12 protein-coding genes are annotated in these 17298 nt (G+C 39.8%); 4 read left to right on the top strand and 8 right to left on the bottom strand.

Annotated elements, in window-relative coordinates:
- The first annotated feature begins 814 nt into the window (after positions 1-814).
- Positions 815-3031: a catalase/peroxidase HPI gene (gene katG, locus AC4E8C_RS09010; RefSeq protein ID WP_490211768.1), complete on the top strand. Its 2217-nt coding sequence runs from the start codon at positions 815-817 to the stop codon at positions 3029-3031.
- A gap of 112 nt (positions 3032-3143) precedes the next feature.
- Here katG and AC4E8C_RS09005 read toward each other — a convergent pair whose 3' ends face one another.
- The 5 genes from AC4E8C_RS09005 to AC4E8C_RS08985 all read right to left on the bottom strand — a co-directional run bounded on the left by AC4E8C_RS09005 (position 3144) and on the right by AC4E8C_RS08985 (position 9470).
- Positions 3144-4076, bottom strand: coding sequence for an urea transporter (locus tag AC4E8C_RS09005; protein WP_490211767.1), 933 nt, complete (start codon positions 4074-4076; stop codon positions 3144-3146).
- A 146-nt stretch (positions 4077-4222) separates the two neighbouring features.
- Positions 4223-5377 (bottom strand): sugar ABC transporter substrate-binding protein, encoded by a 1155-nt coding sequence (locus tag AC4E8C_RS09000; RefSeq protein WP_490211766.1) that lies wholly within the window; start codon positions 5375-5377, stop codon positions 4223-4225.
- A gap of 34 nt (positions 5378-5411) precedes the next feature.
- Positions 5412-6395, bottom strand: coding sequence for an ABC transporter permease (locus tag AC4E8C_RS08995; protein ID WP_490211765.1), 984 nt, complete (start codon positions 6393-6395; stop codon positions 5412-5414).
- Positions 6396-6414: 19 nt separating this feature from the next.
- Positions 6415-7926, bottom strand: a complete 1512-nt coding sequence (locus tag AC4E8C_RS08990; protein WP_490211764.1) for a sugar ABC transporter ATP-binding protein — start codon at positions 7924-7926, stop codon at positions 6415-6417.
- 122 nt (positions 7927-8048) lie between these two features.
- The gene (locus tag AC4E8C_RS08985) at positions 8049-9470 is read right to left on the bottom strand and encodes an amidase family protein (protein ID WP_490211763.1); all 1422 of its coding nucleotides are present in this window, start codon (positions 9468-9470) and stop codon (positions 8049-8051) included.
- Positions 9471-9657: 187 nt separating this feature from the next.
- On the opposite strand from AC4E8C_RS08985, the gene AC4E8C_RS08980 reads away from it, so the two are divergent.
- A complete protein-coding gene (locus AC4E8C_RS08980) occupies positions 9658-10731 on the top strand; it encodes a LuxR C-terminal-related transcriptional regulator (protein ID WP_490211762.1) in 1074 nt (357 codons plus the stop codon).
- A 126-nt stretch (positions 10732-10857) separates the two neighbouring features.
- Here AC4E8C_RS08980 and AC4E8C_RS08975 read toward each other — a convergent pair whose 3' ends face one another.
- Complete coding sequence (locus tag AC4E8C_RS08975) at positions 10858-12237, bottom strand: M28 family peptidase (RefSeq protein ID WP_490211761.1); 1380 nt, start codon at positions 12235-12237, stop codon at positions 10858-10860.
- 419 nt (positions 12238-12656) lie between these two features.
- On the opposite strand from AC4E8C_RS08975, the gene cyoE reads away from it, so the two are divergent.
- Entirely contained in the window at positions 12657-13544 is an 888-nt protein-coding gene (gene cyoE, locus AC4E8C_RS08970) for a heme o synthase (RefSeq protein ID WP_490211760.1), read from the top strand.
- A 151-nt stretch (positions 13545-13695) separates the two neighbouring features.
- Here the strand turns inward: cyoE and AC4E8C_RS08965 are convergent, their stop codons facing one another.
- Both AC4E8C_RS08965 and tnpA read right to left on the bottom strand, forming a co-directional pair.
- The gene (locus AC4E8C_RS08965) at positions 13696-14778 is read right to left on the bottom strand and encodes an RNA-guided endonuclease InsQ/TnpB family protein (RefSeq protein WP_490211759.1); all 1083 of its coding nucleotides are present in this window, start codon (positions 14776-14778) and stop codon (positions 13696-13698) included.
- 4 nt (positions 14779-14782) lie between these two features.
- Positions 14783-15196 carry an IS200/IS605 family transposase gene (tnpA, locus tag AC4E8C_RS08960; protein ID WP_490211757.1) on the bottom strand — a complete coding sequence of 138 codons (414 nt, stop codon included), beginning with the start codon at positions 15194-15196 and terminating at the stop codon, positions 14783-14785.
- 306 nt (positions 15197-15502) lie between these two features.
- Between tnpA and AC4E8C_RS08955 the strand changes: the two genes are divergently transcribed.
- Positions 15503-16627, top strand: a complete 1125-nt coding sequence (locus AC4E8C_RS08955; protein WP_490211756.1) for an NADH:flavin oxidoreductase — start codon at positions 15503-15505, stop codon at positions 16625-16627.
- Positions 16628-17298 lie beyond the last annotated feature (671 nt).

Genomic DNA, 17298 nt, shown 5'->3' with positions numbered 1-17298 from the left:
GTATTTTGAAATTACTTTGATAAATGACTTCTCCTTCTTTTGAAAAAAAACGCGCATTTACCATGACATTCGACAGAAAGCCAAGAAGTTTTTTATGTTCTTCCATGTTAAGGAAACCGAACAAGATGGCATAGGGGTTTTTCCAACATTTATAATAATCTGAAATATCTGATAAAGATATATAAAAACTTACTCTTTTTGTTTAATATTTTTAGGAAAAAAAGATTAAGTGATCGTATTTCGTTAGCGTCAAATAGCCCACACCTTAAGATAAGATGAGGGCTGAGTTATGCTTATTTAATACGGCAAGGAAGGTTACCATGAAACCATTATGCTCAGTGTTTCTCAATCGAAAGAATCGGTGAGCTGAGGCCCCTCACGAAATCCAAATAATTAGTGTTAAATATTTAAATTTCGTGAACATTGCTTAGATGATTTCTCTTTAGGTACTCATATAACTTGCCCCCTAACAATATACTTCATTATAATGGAAATATAGGCAGATTCTGAAAACACCTTTTTCATCCATTTCCATTCTATCTTCCAATTATTCTTCTTACATTTTACTCACTATACACCTATGAAACTTCAAAACTCTGTATTCCATTTCAACAGCATTCTCCCTCTTCTTGTCACTTTAAATATTTTTTTGCCCATTTTTATAGACTTTTTATTTTTAATAATTTATTATAACGTCTAGATAATAATTATTATAAATACTATTTAATAATTATTATAATTATAGTGTCTAAGTTTTTTACTAGATACATAATTATATATAAATAAATTTTACATAAAAGGAGAGATAAAAAATATGGATGCTAAGCAAAATGGCAACATCGAGGGATGCCCGTTTCATGGCGGTGCAACTAGTGTTAAATCTAGTGGTACGACAAATCGGGAATGGTGGCCCAACGCGTTAAACCTGAATATACTCCGTCAGCATGACAGAAAATCAAACCCAATGGGAGAAGACTTTGATTATACAGAGGAATTTAAAAAGCTAGACTATCCTGCGCTTAAGCAGGATCTTCGTGATCTGATGACAACCAGTCAGGATTGGTGGCCTGCGGACTATGGCCATTATGGTCCTTTCTTTATCCGTATGTCCTGGCACGCTGCTGGTACATACCGTTCTGGGGACGGCCGCGGCGGCGGCGGAACTGGCAACCAGCGTTTTGCTCCACTTAACAGCTGGCCTGACAATGCCAGCCTGGATAAAGCTCGACGACTTCTTTGGCCAATTAAACAAAAGTATGGTAACAAGATCTCATGGGCCGATTTGCTTGTTCTAGCTGGTAATGTTGCGATTGAAGATATGGGTGGTCCGACAATTGGTTTTGGAGCAGGACGCGCAGACATTTGGCATCCGGAAGAAGATATTTATTGGGGTACTGAAACGGAATGGCTCGGGGATAATCGTTACACAGGCGATCGTGACCTTGAAAATCCACTTGCTGCAGTTCAAATGGGGCTTATCTATGTGAACCCGGAAGGTCCAAATGGTAAACCAGACCCGGTGGCAAGTGCCAAGGACATCCGTGAAACCTTTGCCCGCATGGGAATGAACGATGAAGAGACAGTGGCCCTCATTGCCGGCGGTCACACTTTCGGTAAGGCACATGGTGCAGGTGATGCTGCTCATGTTGGTCGAGAGCCGGAAGCAGCTCCAATTGAAGAACAAGGCTTAGGCTGGGTCAACTCCTACGGTTCCGGTAAAGGCCGTGACACGATCACAAGCGGTATTGAAGGAGCTTGGACCGCGAACCCAACACAGTGGGATAATGGTTACTTTGAGCTATTATATGGTTATGAATGGTGGCTGACTAAGAGTCCTGCAGGGGCATGGCAGTGGCTGATTGTCGACCCTGCTGAGGAGCATCTTGCCCCAGACGCAGAAGATTCATCGATTAAAGTGCCAACGATGATGACCACGGCTGATATGGCTTTGCGTCATGACCCTATCTATGAGAAGATTGGTCGTCGTTTCTACGAGAACCCGAATGAATTTGCTGATACATTCGCCCGCGCCTGGTTCAAACTGTTACACCGTGACATGGGTCCTAAAGCAAGATATCTTGGTCCGGAGGTTCCGGAAGAAGATTTCCTCTGGCAGGATCCGGTTCCGACCGGTAATTATGATTTATCAGATGCAGATATTGCCGAGCTTAAAGCAAAAATCTTAGACTCAGGATTGACCGTTAGCAAGCTCGTAACCACGGCATGGGCTTCTGCAAGTACCTACCGCGGCTCAGACCACCGCGGCGGTGCCAATGGCGCCCGTATCCGTCTTGCACCACAGAAGGATTGGGAAGTCAATCAGCCAAAACAACTGGCCCAAGTCCTTCAGGTACTGGAAGGCATTCAAAAGGAATTCGAAAAAGAAGTCAGCCTGGCCGATTTAATTGTCCTTGGCGGTTGTGCCGCAATCGAGAAAGCAGCCAAAGATGCAGGCTATGAGGTAAGAGTTCCGTTTGCTCCTGGGCGTGGTGATGCAACCCAAGAACAAACAGATGCAGAAAGCTTTGATGTACTTGAACCTGTCGCTGATGGTTTCCGCAACTATCAAAAGCAGCAGTTCAGTGTAAGTCCGGAAGAGCTGTTAATCGATAAAGCTCAACTGTTAAATCTTACTGCACCGGAATTGACCGTTCTAATTGGCGGTCTGCGTGTACTAGGTACCAACTATAGCGGCACGGCACATGGCGTATTCACCGACTCTGTCGGTCAACTCACGAATGATTTCTTTGTGAACTTGCTTGACATGGGTGTGGCGTGGAAGCCTGTCGATGGAGTGGTCTATGAAGGACGCAATCGCAAAACAGGTGAAGTGGTTCGTACGGCTACTCGAGTGGACCTCGTGTTTGGTTCAAACTCCGTCCTCCGTGCCATTGCAGAAGTATATGCGCAAGAGGATAACAAAGAGAAGTTTGTTCGTGACTTTATTGCTGCTTGGGTGAAGGTGATGAATGCTGACCGCTTTGATCTAAAGGCAGTTGAACAGAAAAAAGCTCAATTAGCAGGTAAGTAAGTTTTAAGAAGAAAACCGCCGTTGATGTAACGGCGGTTTTTTGGCTTTGGTGCCAGGCACCCTCCAAAAAAACATGTTGCCTACCTGCATATGTCTAGCAAACGGGAAAAACTCATATATTTAGGAAAACCTTTCTCATTCCTAAAAAAATCCATGAACAAAGTACAAATGGCATTGTTAAAGCAGGTATTCCATACGGAGATAGTAATGTATTGATACCTGCAGTGATTGGTATTGTTAAACAAGCTGCGAATAGACCCAATAATAGTGCAAAACGATTATGATTATTAAAAACTACTGAAACAGCTAAAATGGTTAGTATCGCATTATATCCATAAAGTCCTGCTGTTATTAAATGGTGTTCTCCTCCTAGAGCATATGAAAAAATAACAGCAGCAATACACCCAATAACTGCATAGCATCCTAGTTTTCTACCTGCTAAAAACACTGCAATAAATAATAATGTCCCAGATATTTTGCCCTTTAAGAAAACTATTTGGCCAATCCCGTTAAATAGTGAATCTATGAAATTGACATCTTCTATATTATTTATTTTCAAATTTGATAAATCATGTGGGATGAATCCGGAGACCATGGTAATATTTCCTAAATGATAAGTAGATAACAATATAAGCCACGTTAATACGATAAAGGGAAAAGTAAGAATAGGAATTTCTGTTTTTTTCATAAAATGGATTAAGGAAGCTGTGAAACATGCTGCTATTACAGCCCCCACTAAAGCAATAAGCCAAACAAAAGGTCCTTGTAAAAATAGTGCGAGAGCCATTCCCGTTACAACCGAGTTATATCCGAATAAACCTTGATTGATACTATTTTCATCAGCCCCACCAAGTTTCGCAGCTAAAGTTCCTATAAAAGAAGATAATAAAGCAATCATCCCTAAATAAAAAGAAGATAGTGTAATTGCTGCAAGAATGAGTAAACCAGTAGTGACCTTTTCAATTAAGAATACTTGAGAAATTCCTTTTAAAGAGGCCGATATAAAAGAGAAAAACTCAGCCTTAATTCGTCTATATTTTTCCATAATAATCACCTTTAAAGTATTCAAATAGTTAGGTGTTCTTCTCAAAAAAACACCTTCAAGAACCACGAACATCTAAATAACATTCGTATTTATGAAGGTGTTTAAATTTGATTTTAAGTAATAACCCCACTAAGGAGATGTATTCTTTACTGATTTGGTAAACCCTTTATATTTTTGAACTTTTGCAGAATACCTGTTTCAATCAAATAGTTGTTAGGTTCCTGCAATTCTGGTAGATTTACAGGCTTATATCCACCGTTGAAATATTCTTCTACGTTTTCTTTTGTCAGAATAGTCTGAGGGGACAAGGTAACTTTAGGCGGTTGAGTGCCATTTAACATGGCTACCCCCATTGCCATAATATACTGCCCCCAGTTTCCTCCAAAGAAACTTCCTTCAGCAACCCAATTCGGATTTTTCCGTAACTCATCCAATCCCTGCTGCGTTCCGCCCAATCCTGCAGTCAGTGCTTTCTCTGAGCGGTTAGCGTCTTGAATGGCGCGCCATGCTCCGATCGTAGCATCATCGTTGATGGAATAAAGAAGAATGTGGCGATCTTTTGGAATCGATTGAAGCGCATTTTTTACGACTTGGTAGCTTGACTCCATCGTAGCTTCGGAATCAACTTGCACTAAATGCTTCCCAATCGTTGTCGTCATCGGGGTAATATCTTTCGGCTTAACAGCCTGCATGCCCATTTCTTCCGCTACAGTGGCATAGAAATAGCGGACACAACTGTTCAATTCCTCGCCTGCTTTGGAACTTTGCACAATAAGTACGGTAGTATCATCAGCCGTCCACCCTTTTTTCTTTGCGGCATTTGCGACTATTTTACCAGTATCGATACCAAAATCTTTGTTGCTCAGATTAAAAAATGCACTTCCGGGAACTGGAATGTTTACAGCAATGGTCGGAATACCAGACTTTTTAAACTCGGCTTGAAGCGCCTTTCCGATTCCTTCTTCAGGACTATACTCAATGATTAAATCCGGTTTGTCCTGAACCATGAGTTTTGCATTTTGCAGGGTCGTTTTTGTATCAAAGTTATTATTGTATGTTTTCAGTTTAACGCCTGCTACTTCCGCAGCCTTTTTGACGCCATTGCCCACTTCCACAAATAATGGACCCGATTCCGTTACATTTGCAAATGTGAATAGATATTCTTTATTTCCTTGTTTGGTTTGGGTTTGTTTTTCCGTGCTGTTCGCGCTTTTCGATGTACTATTTCCACCACATGCTGCCAATAAAACAATCATGGCGATCAGAATAAGAACAGATAACTTCCTAATAATAAATTTCATAGGTTTCTCTCCTTTTAAAATTAAAGTCTCCATCTTATTTGTCATTCCGAAGGCGACTGGAAATGACAGCAATTAATAGCACGATTCCTGTTACAATTTGTTGATAGAATGCTTGAACCTGAATGATCGCCATTCCATTTGATAGTGTTCCAAGAAATAAAACGCCTACAAGGGTTCCAATAATTCCGCCAGTTCCACCTGCCAATGATCCTCCACCCAAAATGACCGCCGTAATAGATAATAAGTTTGTATCAATTCCCATCGTCCCTGATCCAGCCATCAATTGGCTCGCGACAACAATTCCTGATAAGGCAGCCAATATACCACAAATTACATAGACTAATATTGTGATTAAATCAGTTCGGATTCCAGCAAGCCTGGTAGCTTCTCGATTTCCCCCAAGAGCATAAAGAGCGCGGCCGAACAATGTATATCGCAGTGTAACAAACCCCAAAACACTTAGTACTAGTAAGAGCCAAACATAATAAGAAATTCCACCTATTGAACTGCCGGCAAGAAATGCAGCATTCGGATTGTTTAAAGTGGTTGTCAACCCGCCAGTAATAACATTCGCCAAACCTGCCGTGATTGAAAAAGTACCGAGCGTCGTAATTAATGGATTAATACCTAATTTACCGATCAATAATCCATTGATTAAACCTACGATTCCGCCTATCGCAAGTACAATTATGATTGCAAGGGGTAAACTAACTCCCGCATTAGTAACGCTTGCATACACAACAGCCCCCAAAGGCACGATCCCGCCTACTGAAAAGTCGAAGCCTCCCGAAACGATAGCAAATGCTTGACCAATTGCGACAATTCCAAGAACAGCTATGTTATCAAGAATATTTAATGAATTGGAAAAGCTTAAAAAAGAATCGGTATAGGCCATAAAAAAAATGATAATGATCGCATAAAAGAGGATCAGCAAGGTAACATCGTTTAACCATTGTTTCTTCTTCTTAACCGACTGTTTCGTTACGACGATGGATTCTGAATTAGCCTTTATTTCCATAAGTAATTCTCCATTCTATTTAAGAATTTCCCGCGGCAAATCGAAGAACTGCTTCTTGTGTGATATTTGACCCTATTAATTCGGCAACTAAGACACCGTCCCGCATAACCAGTAAACGATCACTTATAATCACAGCCTCCTCTACATCGGAGGTGACAACAAGAATAGCCGTACCTTCAGAAGCAAACTCTCTGATTTGCCTGTGAATTTCCAAACGTGCTTCAATATCTACTCCACGTGAGGGTTCTTGGAGAATCAGCACTTTTGGATTTAAAGCAAATCTTCCAGCTAAAAGAACTTTCTGCTGGTTCCCTCCACTCAGCTCCGATACCTTTTGTGAAACACTCTGACATTTTGTATTAAAACGCGAAGTGTATTCTACAGCTGCTTTACGTTCTTCCAAAGAGTTCATGAATCCTAATTGGGATAAAGATTTAAGGATAGGAAGCGTGGCATTATTTTTGATTGACAAATCCAATACCAAACCTTGTTTCTTCCTATCGGCAGGTACATAGGCAATGTTAGCCTTTTTAGCTTCTAAAGGTTTACGAAACAGCTTGTGTTTTTCCCCTCCTACGGCTATCTCTCCTTCAATTTCTTTTCGGAGTCCTGCAAGTCCCTCAGCAACAAGTTCTGCCCCACATCCACGGACCCCAAAAATACTGACGATTTCTTTTTCCTTTACATCAAATGTCACATTCGACAAACTGGGTAATCCTTGGCTAGACCAATTTATTATGGAAACAGCAGCTGGGGTAGTTGAAGATTCTGCTTTCTCAAAGGTAAGCTTTTCTCTCTTTTTTCCCAGCATATAGGAAATTAACTTTTCGTGATCACTCTCTGCTGTCAATTCGGAGGCAACAAGCCTTCCATTTCTAAAAACATCTATCCGATCACTAAATTTAAATACCTCTTCCATTCGATGAGAAATATAAACGATACCGACATTTTCTTCTCTCGCAAGCTTCCCGATAATTGAGAAAAGATTTTTACTTTCATTATCAGATAACGAGGCTGTAGGCTCATCCAGTAAAATGACACTGGCTTTTCTAGATAAGGCCTTAAGAATTTCTACGATTTGCTTGTCTGCTAATTTTAATGAGGACATCTTACAATTTGGGTCGATATTCAATCCAAAACGCGCCGCCTCTAGTGTCGTTTGTTTAACAATCTCTCTATGAGATATAAAGCCTTTACGATGTGGGAGACGTCCTAACATGACATTTTCAGCCACGGTGAGTTCTGGCACATAAGCGAGCTCTTGTGGGATAAAGGCAATCCCATTTTTAAGAGCATTTCTTGGAGGAAATAATGTCGTAGTGCGGCCTTTTACATAAATTTCACCTTCATCGGGTTGGATGGAACCTGCAATAATTTTTGCAAAAGTAGATTTACCTGCTCCATTTTGTCCGATCACTGCTACAGTTTCTCCTGGTGCTAACGCGAAATTAACATCCGATAGAGCCTGATAGGATCCATATTTTTTCGATACTGATTTCACTTCAAGCAAATAATCCTGATTTAATGACACTTCCCACCCTCCCATTTTCAGCTTATCTATTCATTCATCTACTATTAACCTGAGTGGATATCCTAATTCGGTATCCATTAGATTAGTAACAGTGCCAAGCAATATAAGTTCCTATTAAACAATCAGCGAGGATTAATCGGGGTGACAACCTCTGAGTGAGCTTCGATAATTTCAGCAGCTTCAAATAAGGTGTCCTCACGGAACCGCCTGCCAAGAAGCTGGACTCCTACAGGCACTCCATCTACAACTTTGGTCGGTAAGGAAAGAGCCGGGAAACCTAATACAGGTATTGCTACCATTGACCACTGTGCTGCCGTAACTCTGCGCATACTCTCTTCACTTTTTATATCGGCATTCTGTTCAAAAGCTTGTTCAGCTGAAACGGGAAGCAATAATAGCGGATAATCCTGTAAAAATTGTTGTAACTGATTAATCAGTGTTCCCCGACGTGCATAGCCGTTCATATAATCTTCCAGACTAGGAGAAGGTCCCCACCAATCCTCTGAAACCGCATAATAGTGTTTTGCCGCTAGCTTCATACCTTGATCCCCAATTTGTTCCACAAGAGGCATCAACTGGCGGAACTCCTCCATACACAATAAAAACCAAAGCCTATAAGCCTCATCAAACAGGGGCAGCTCTACCTCCTCTACTACATAACCTGCATCACGTAATTGCTTTGCAGCAGTATCTAAGCCCTGGTTAACCGCAGGGGTCGGTTCAGCAATGCCTACGCCCCGCAATAGCCCGACACGAATTGGCTTTTGTAGAGGCTCACCCACTAAAGGAACCGGTGCATAGAAAGGATCACGCGGATCAAAGTCGCACATAGCGGAAAGTCCCAGCCGGAGATCGGCTACTGTACGTGCCAAAGGACCTTGAACTAACATTAATTGATTTGATAAAACCTGATCTAAACCTCCCAAATCGTTCCATTGCGGCACTCTTCCAGATGTAGGACGTATTCCCGTTACTCCGCATGCATAGGCCGGGTACCTAATCGAACCACCACTGTCATTCCCATGGGCAATCGGTACCATTCCTGTTGCAACAGCTGCGGCTGCTCCTCCGCTTGAACCACCTGGGGTTCGTGAGACATCCCAAGGATTAAGTGTTTGACCATGCAAATCATTATTTGTGAACCATCTAAAATTGAAGGCTGGAGTGTTGCTCCTTCCAATAAAAACAGCCCCCGCTTTTCTTAAGTTATGAACTGGCGGACTATCCTCACGAGCAATATTGTTTTTATAGGCAACAACACCGTTAGTGGTTGCATGATCTGCCTGATCAGTATTTACCTTAATGGAGATTGGCACCCCATGGAGCGGACCCAGTTGTTCCCCATTCGAGACGGCCCGATCGGCTGCATCAGCCGCTGATAAGGCCTCTTCTGCTGAAATCTCCACAAGTGCATTCACCAGTGGATTTACCTCCTCGATTCGCTTTAAGCAGCTTGTCACTGCTTCACGAGAAGATATACGTTTCGTTCGGATTCCATAAGCCATTTCTGTTGAAGTCCAACGCCACAATTCAACTTCAGTCAATTTTAAATCCCACCTTTGCGAAATTATTGCAAAAACAAAATATTGATAATATTATTAATATTATCAATATTTTTAATATTATCGATATTATAGAACTAGAAACCGTTTACAACAATGACCCAAATATGTGATTTATAAATGAAAAAGGTACATGAACTAGTACCTATTCTAAAAGGGGGACTATCCTATGCTTACTAAAGTCAACTTACCTAAATCGGATTATGAGCGTCTTTTAAAATTTAGTTCCGCTTTAACGGCTAATGTAAAAAACGGGACTCATGGATTGCAGGATATGTTGGCCCAACATTTCGGTTATAGATCGTCCATTCTTTGGAAGATTGATCAAGAAGGCAATTTATCTAACCCAAGCAATCACTTTCTCAGTGATTATTTAGTAGAAGACTATGTTAGTGATTTTCATAACTATGATTATTTGCACCCCAAAAACCACTTAGATTTATACCGTGAAAAAGTTGCGTTAAGATTGGAAGACATAATTTCCTTAAATGAATACGATTATTCCGTTTATTATAAAGATTTTATGAAAAAGCACGGACAATACCATAAAATGACTGTGACATTTTATTCCCATGATAAGTTTGTAGGCGTCATTGGTATAGCCAAACCCTTGTCAGAAAATGGATTCACTAAGGCTGATCTTAATAAATGCCAACTCTTGGCTCCGATTGTGTCCAATATTTTATATCTGGAAAGTGAATATGAGGAACTGCGTCAAGAGCATAAGATATTAGAGTCTTTTGCTTCTAAAAGTGATACGGGCTTTATACTGCTTGACCAGAATCATGAAGTTATTTATATGAATCGGGCAGTATGGGATATTTATAATGAAACTGCTGTTTATAAAAATATTGAAGGATTAGTAGAAGATGCAATTTCAGCCTTGTTAACTCGATCTTCCCGTTCATCTAAGCTGAAGCTATTAGGATATAAAATTAATGTTATTGGTCACCAGGAACTTTTCTTATCAAAGGTAAGCCGTTTTGCTATTCTGATAGAAAGACATAAAGGAGAATCCTTACAGGACAATGAAAACTTTAAAAATCTTACGGTACGTGAAATGGAGGTTTATCGCTATTTAAAAAAGGGGAATACGTATAAGGAAATTGCTGAAAAACTGTTTATCAGTATCAATACAGTAAATAAGCACATTAAAAACATTTATCGGAAGTTAGGGGTCAACAGTAGATCCTCATTACAAGCTCAGCTATTTTTGAACGAATCTTGCAGCAAGGGTAAGTAACATCTGCTACAAGATATAGTTAAACCGCCTGTTAATTGAGAAGTTGGCAGTTGTATTTACACCTATAGTAAAAAACGCTTGAATCTTTTTTGATTCAAGCGTTTTTACTGATTATTTGATTTTCTGTTAATCTACTGGGCGGTCTTCGAAATTGTATTCCACTGACGCTGGATGTACATGGGCACGCTCAAGAGCCGGCGTTTCTGGACGAACAATTTGATAGGCTGATGCTCCAATGATGGATGCAGCTTGTTGTAGCTTTTCCTTACTGATATGTTCAATCGTATCTGTTGGCTTGTGATACTGAGGCTCAACCGGTGAATGAATAAATAAAGCAGAAGGAATACCCACGTCATGGAATGGTTGATGGTCACTTCTTCCCAACTGCCCGTACGGCACTGCTACATCATACATTCTAGATGAGGCTGACGCTCCTAAGTCTGTAACAAGATTCTTCTGACCATCAATGGTATACATGATCAGTCCGCCTAAAGGATGATTCTCTCCTGCTTCTGCCCCGCCAATCATATCCATTTGGAAGTGAGCAACCATACGGTCAATATCACTTTTTGGAAGCTGTGATACATAATAGGATGAGCCCACCATCCCTCTTTCTTCAGAACCGAATGTAAGGAAGCGAACTTCTGTATCAATCGGCGTATTCACAAGAATTCTTGCCAGCTCCAATACGGCTGAGACTCCGGAAGCATCATCATTTGCTCCTGGTCCATTCTGAACAGAGTCATGGTGTGCACCGATTGTGACAATCTGTCCTGTGTCCTTGTTCTTGTTAGGCTTTAATTTGGCCTCAACCACATATGATGTCTTCTCGATTTTTTGGATATCAACATCTAAGGTTGCACAAACTTTTTCTCCGTTATTTAATCTTTCAACTAATTTGAGGCCTTGGTCGCGTGTAATTCCTACAGCTGGAATCTCACCGTTGGCTTGGCCAGTAAATGATCCAGAAACACTGTTATACATAAGTACCCCTGCTGCGCCTTTAGCAAATACATTTTTCACTTTATCAACAAACGCAATGTCTCCCCGCTCAATTAAAGCAATTTTCCCTTGCACATCATCAGGAACCGTACCCGCTAATGCTTTTCCAACATTAACGAGCTCTGCGGTCACCTTCCCGCTTCCACTGCCGCTAAAGGCCCGCCCGTTTAAATTGACTCCGTCAACTTCAGCCAATTGACGATTTGTCTTATAATCATAGATGGGGAACGGGATTCTTCTAGTTTCAAGACCTAAGCTTTTAAATTGGCCTTCTATGTACTCAACCCCACGAACCTCTCCCTCGGTACCCGCTTCCCGAGGGACTGCCGAAAGATATTTAATCGTATTGTACATATTCTCTGCATTAATTTTTTTGATAACCTTGTTGTCAAAAGCTGTGTCTGCTTGTGCATTTGGGGCACCATTTGTCTGAGCATATACCACCCCTGATGATAAAAGCATACCTGTTGCTAGAACCGTGATCATAGATTTACGACTAAACATGAAATTCCCCCTTTGATAAAGTTTTACTCTTTCAGTATTCCAATATTAGGAATAATAGTAAATAGTAAATAAGAACCTTTTTCCGAACATTCTAAAATTTCTAATATCATTCGCTAATGCTAAACATCGAATCTATTTGTTATTTTGCAAGCATCATGACCTAAGGGATTTCCCGAATCAAGATCAAATAAAAGTCGCAACTTGAAAATTTATACAAACAAAGAGCATCGAAAATAAAAGCGATGCTCCTTGTACTTGCTATTTTAAAGTTATTTTTGTTTTTTATCTTTTAATCCCATTGCTTGTTGTAGTACATCAAAGATGAGAGTATTCTCATAAGTCCCTTTAAAACATAAGCATTCGAAGATTATTTGTGTTAAAATAAGTAGTCTTTTGGATAGAAAATGAGAGGAATAGATATGAATCAAATGCAAACTAAAACACCTAAGAATTTCTATAAAAACCTAATCAGCCTTATTAAAGGGAAAGTCTTTGTTATCAATGTACTTCCTGTATTGGCAGGGTATTTTTTATCTTCGCATATCAATCATCTTCCACTTGCTGAACATATTGCCTCTTTCTTTATTACATTAATAGGAAGTGCCTTTGTCATTGCAGGTGCTTTAATGTTGAATAATTGGTACGAAGCCGATTTAGATAAACTAATGGAGCGGACTAAAAATAGACCGAGTGCTAATGGGGAGTTCAACAAGAGGTTTGTTTTAACTTTAGGAGTTACAACAAGCATCATAGGATTTTTAATATTGCTTTTTACAAATGCCGAAGTATTACTTTTTTCATTCATTGGTTGGTTTTTTTATGTGGTCTTGTACACATTTTGGAGCAAACAAAACTACTCATGGAACACAATTATTGGTGCCGTATCAGGATGTGTAACACCGTTAATCGGGTGGTCAGTGTTATCTAGCAGTTTTCAACTAATTCCTATGATGATGGCACTCATCGTATTCATTTGGCAAATGCCCCATACTTATTCCATCGCCATACGAAGATTTGATGATTACAAACGGGCAGGATTTGCCATGTTACCTGTAGTATCAGGCATAAAGAAAACGAAAATCCATATTCTATTTTATCTAATCTGTTTGATTCCAATACCATTCTTCATGAAATCTCTTGGTTTGTTTTTCATCGGATTTATAACACTTTTAACTATCGGATGGATCATTTTATCTATAAGCGGATTTGGAACACAAAACGAAGCACATTGGGCGAAACGGATGTTTAGATACTCCGTTATTCATATGATGTTATTTCTTATCTCTATTATCGTGGTGTCAATTTAAAAAAGAACCCTTGTTCAAGGGTTCTTTTTATTTCGACTTTCTACATCGTGAACCTCTCTCCAATTAATTGGAGAGCTTCTCGTTTCATTGAGTCGACTATTGCCGTCCTCTCCACGAAGGCTAGTTCCTAGCCCCGAACATTTTATGATCATCATTCCATTGCTCGATGGAGTATATTGATGCTTGCGTTTACATCTCTGTCACATTGGAAACCGCAAAAAGGGCAGTCATGAACCCGTTCACTCAATGGCTTGGTCACTATTTCATGACAGTTGGAGCATTCCTGGCTTGTGTTTTTGGGATCCACCAACACCACCCGCTTACCAGCACTTTCAGCCTTGTAAGTCGTATAGTTAATCAGTCGATTCCAACCAGCGTCACCAATGCTTTTGGCCAAATTGTGATTTTTTAACATATTCTTGATTTTCAAATCTTCAAAGGCAATTACATCATATTGATTCACCAATTGTCTGCTTACTTGATGAGCATTATTCTTTCGCTGGTTTGCAATATATTCATGCTTTTTAGCCAATAACCCCACTGCTTTTTTCCGGCGATTCGAACCTTTTTTACGTTTAGATACGATTCGCTGCAGGCGTTTCAATTGATGTTCAGATTTTCTTAAAAATTTGGGTGAGGGAAAGAAATGACCATCTGATGTTGTAGCTAGATTCTTAATTCCCAGGTCCACTCCTACCATTTTTGTATGTTTTAGGCACTCCTGCGATTGTTCCTCACAGGATAGACAAACAAAATATTTTCCGTTTTTAGATACAACCGTACAGGTTTTGATTTTCCCGATTATCTGGCGATGCAGTTTGATTCGAATATTCCCGATTTTGGATAGTTTTACATATTTGCCATGAAGAGAGAAGCCGCTTTGAGGGTAAGTGAAGCTATGATAACGATTAGAGCCTTTGAATCTGGGGAAACCTGTTTTCTTTTCCCCTTTTAAGATTCGTTGAAAAAAAGACTGAAAGGCTTTATCAAGACGCTCAACCACATTTTGGAGTACTTGAGAATAGACGGTTTTATATTCTGGACAAGTGGTTTTCAATGGAGGCAATTCTTTTTTTTGTGTGTAATAAGAAAGGGAAACCCTGCCCCTTTTGTAAACGATGATCCGCTGTTCTAAGCAAGCGTTATACAGCCATCTGCAATACATGAGAGTTTCTTCGATTTTTTGTCGCTGGTCTTTGGTCGGTTCGATGCGAAATTTGTAGGTACGCATCATAGACTTAACCGCCTTTCTTTTGGTTTTCAATATACTTTTTGATGGCATCTTCAGAAATGGAGCCAATGGTTTCAAGATAAAAACTACCATTCCAAAGATGTCCACCCCATAAATGCTTTTTCAGTTCTGGAAACTTCATAAACAGCTTGCGTGCGGAAATGCCTTTTAGCATCTTAACGATATACGAAGGAGCCACTTTAGGATGAGCAGAAGCAAATACATGGATGTGGTCACCTTCACCCACTTCTGCCAAAACCACCTCAAACTCTTTCTCCTTTCCGATTTCTTGTAATAAATCCTTTAGGTAATGTTCAATTTCAACGGTCAGTACCTTCTTTCGATATTTTACGGACCAAACGATATGATAGTTGACATTATATACACAAGTACGAGCATGTTTGATAGTGGACTTATTCATACATATAGTATACCAAAAACATCCATTAATTACGAATTTTACAAGTTAGTTTTAACAACATATAGTAATGAAATATGATAGTCCGCGTTTCCTAAAGTTTGTTCATTGACTAAAATAAAAGATGGTTTTTATAAAACAAACTCCCTCCCTAATTTTGTTATTTGATTCATAAAGGAATTGATTAACGTGTATTTTGAAATATCAATATATTAGAAAATAAACTAACTTATAAGTTTATATTTGTATATTGAAATTGTAGAATAAAGGAAGCACGATAAAACGAATTAACGGAAGGAAGTGCTCGCTTTGGATCAAAAGAAAGCAGGTCATACTTTGTTTCAATCTATACAGTTTGGAAATGAAAGGTTGGCAAGCCGGCTGGTAATGGCTCCCATGACAAGAATGTTTTCGCCAGGTGGTGTTCCAGGGGAAAATGTTGCTCAATATTACCGCAAGCGTGCAGAGAATGGGGTTGGACTCATCATAACGGAAGGGACAGCAATCAATCACCCAGCTGCAGTAATGAGCCCCGACATTCCCCGGTTTTATGGTGACGACGCCTTAAATGGGTGGGCAAATGTAGTGAAGGAAGTCCACGAAGCAGGCGGCAAAATCATTCCACAATTATGGCATGTAGGTGCAGCACGAAGAGCAGGCAGTGAACCAAATATAGACTCCCCTCCTGTGAGTCCATCTGGATTTACTTTAAGGGGCCAAAGAAATGAGAAAATAAAGGCCTTAACGAAAGATGAAGTCACAGAAATGATTGATACATACGCCGAGGCTGCAGCAAATGCCAAGCGCATCGGCTTTGACGGAATTGAATTGCATGGAGCGCATGGATACTTAATTGATCAATTTTTCTGGGAAGTAACGAACAAGCGTAATGATGAGTATGGAGGGGATCTTGGCGAGCGAACAAAATTTGCGGCCGATGTTGTTCGGGCTTGCCGAAAAGCAGTCGGTCCTGATTTTCCAATTGTCCTTCGTTATTCACAATGGAAAGGAACCGATTATCAAGCTAAATTAGCTAAGAACTCTAATGAGCTTGAACAATTGCTCACTCCATTGGTTGAAGCAGGTGTAGATATTTTCCATTGCTCGACAAGACGAATATGGGAAGCTGAGTTTAAAGATGAAGATCCATACTTAAACTTAGCCGGCTGGACTAAAAGAATTACTAAAAAGCCAACGATTGCGGTCGGTTCTGTCGGAATTAACCGTGCTTATCTGAGCAAGCAGGATAATGATCTTGTAACAATTGAAGACAATCTTAAAATTATCGATGAAAAAATTAACGCAGGCGAATTTGATTATGTAGCAATTGGCCGTGCACTCCTAGCTGATCCAGAATGGGCAGTAAAACTCAAAAATGGTAAACTTGATCAAGTATTGCATTATACAAAGGAATCCGAGAAACAACTGATTTAATTACATGTAAAGTCTGTGCGTTTTTTCAGTTTGCAATTAACATCTTTCAAAGAAGTGTTTGTATATTTGATATTAACCCCGATTAATGGAACCTATTTAAAATGGGTACCATAATCGGGGTTTACTATATTCTCTGAAAGAAAAACCGTAATAATAAACTGTCTTCTTGAAGAGTTACCTTTGCATCAGTTCAGATTGAAAAAGCGTACTCTATCATTCTGACATTAAGATCGGTTTAAGTTGACACAAAGAGATGCTCCTGTTGACCCGAGCAATACCATAGATTACTTCATAAAGTACTTCAGAGATTTCTTCAGAGAGAAAATAATATGTCCTTCTTCTTCCGCTTCCGAACTCTCAGAAAAATATTTATGGCACGCAGGCCTTAAGCAAGTTTGCTGGCACCTGCTTTTCTGATATCTTGATATATCCTCAACTACTAATAAGTCAAGCTTTCTTACTTTCTAGTGTTATCTTGTGAATTGTCATTTAAAAATTGGGGCACCAAGCATGTCACCATCCCCCCCATTTTTATCTTTGATATAAAAAAGCAACCCTTTTATTAGTATTTTTAAGGTGAGGGGTGAAAATTTCTAAGAACGGTGTCGTTCTTTATCGAGAAGTTTCAATTTCCAAAAGGTGGATGGTATATTAAAATGAATCTGTTAGAC

It is taken from the genome of Neobacillus sp. SRL179 (assembly GCF_984799095.1).
The sequence above is the reverse complement of the archived record's forward strand: the minus strand, read 5'-3'. Positions and strand labels throughout refer to the sequence as shown.